Here is a 1,340-nt window from a genome sequence, read left to right on the forward strand (position 1 = left end):
CCCACAGGATAAAAACCCCATGCGCGACGCGCCATAATACAAACCTGAAAGTATCCTTGTTATCCGTCTTTCGGTCAACATTTACGCTTGACGATTAATCTCCAATTCAGCAAACCGGATATCAACCAGCCAAAATAAATTGCACAACAGACTGATTATAAAGACATAAACCAAGAAGCACAGCCATCGCCATTTGTGCACCGCCACACCAAAAAAACCAATTAAAAACCCCTTCGCCATTCACCGCCAAACAGGCGTTTAATTCGCTTAATAATTTTTATGTTGTTAAAGGTGTTTAAGTCGTTTTTAAGACTTGGGCTGTCCACGAAGCTTTCAAAACCGTATATTATGCAGCGCACCGTATTAGCTTATGGGTAGCAGTATTTGGCGTTTCTGTTTTCGGCGCGCCAATAAAAAACAAATCCAAACTAGGAGGTAAGTCGCATGAATCAAATGACACTGGCTGTCGCCGGTTTCGCGATGATTGTCGTGTTCATGTATCTCATCATGTCCAAGAAGATGTCGGCCATGAATGCTCTGATCCTGATCCCGATCGTCACCGCGCTCGCTCTCGGCTTCCATGACGCCAAACTGGGCAAGATGATGATGGACGGTGTCCGTCGCGTTGCTCCGACCGGCATCATGATCTGTTTTGCCATTTTGTATTTCGGCACCATGATCGATGCGGGTCTGTTTGATCCGATCATCGAGCGTATCCTGAAAGCCGTTCACGGCGATCCGGTCAAGGTTTGCGTCGGCACCGCGCTGCTGGCTACACTGATCTCGCTGGACGGTGACGGTTCGACGACTTACCTCGTAACCTGTACCGCCATGTTCGGTGTGCATCGTCGTATCGGCATCAACCCGCTGATTCTGCCGTCGCTCGCCCTGCTGGAAAACAGCGTGATGAACATCATCCCTTGGGGTGGCCCGACCGGCCGCGTGCTGGCTTCGCTGCATCTGGAAGCTTCCCAAGTGTTCACCCCGCTGATCCCGGGCATGGTGCTGGGCACGCTGTTCGTGTTCGGCCTGGCTTACTTCTGGGGCAAGCGTGAACGCGCTCGTCTTGGCGTGATCGAGTTCTCCCACGATGGCAGCCACCACTCCGTTTCCGAAGATCCGGATGCCGAGAAGCTGAAGCGCCCGGAGAAGTTCTGGATCAACGCTGTGCTGACCATCGTGCTGCTGGCTGCCCTGATGGTGGAACTGCTGCCGCTGGCCATCCTGTTCATCATCGGTACCGCTCTGGCCCTGATGATCAACTACAAGACCAAGGAACAAGGTGCTCGCATCGTCGCCAACGGCGCCAACGCGATGCCGGTGGTGTCCCTGATCTTCGC

1 protein-coding gene is annotated in these 1,340 nt (G+C 52.8%); it reads left to right on the plus strand.

Going from position 1 to position 1,340, the window contains the following annotated elements; all coding sequences use genetic code 11:
* Positions 1 to 444: 444 nt before the first annotated feature.
* Positions 445 to 1,340, plus strand: an 896-nt coding sequence (locus BMZ36_RS14205) for a citrate:proton symporter (protein WP_218142745.1), incomplete at its 3' end; no start/stop codon positions are given.

The sequence above is a fragment of the Formivibrio citricus genome, from assembly GCF_900115065.1.
In the GTDB taxonomy this organism is placed as follows: Bacteria; Pseudomonadota; Gammaproteobacteria; order Burkholderiales; family Chitinibacteraceae; genus Formivibrio; species Formivibrio citricus.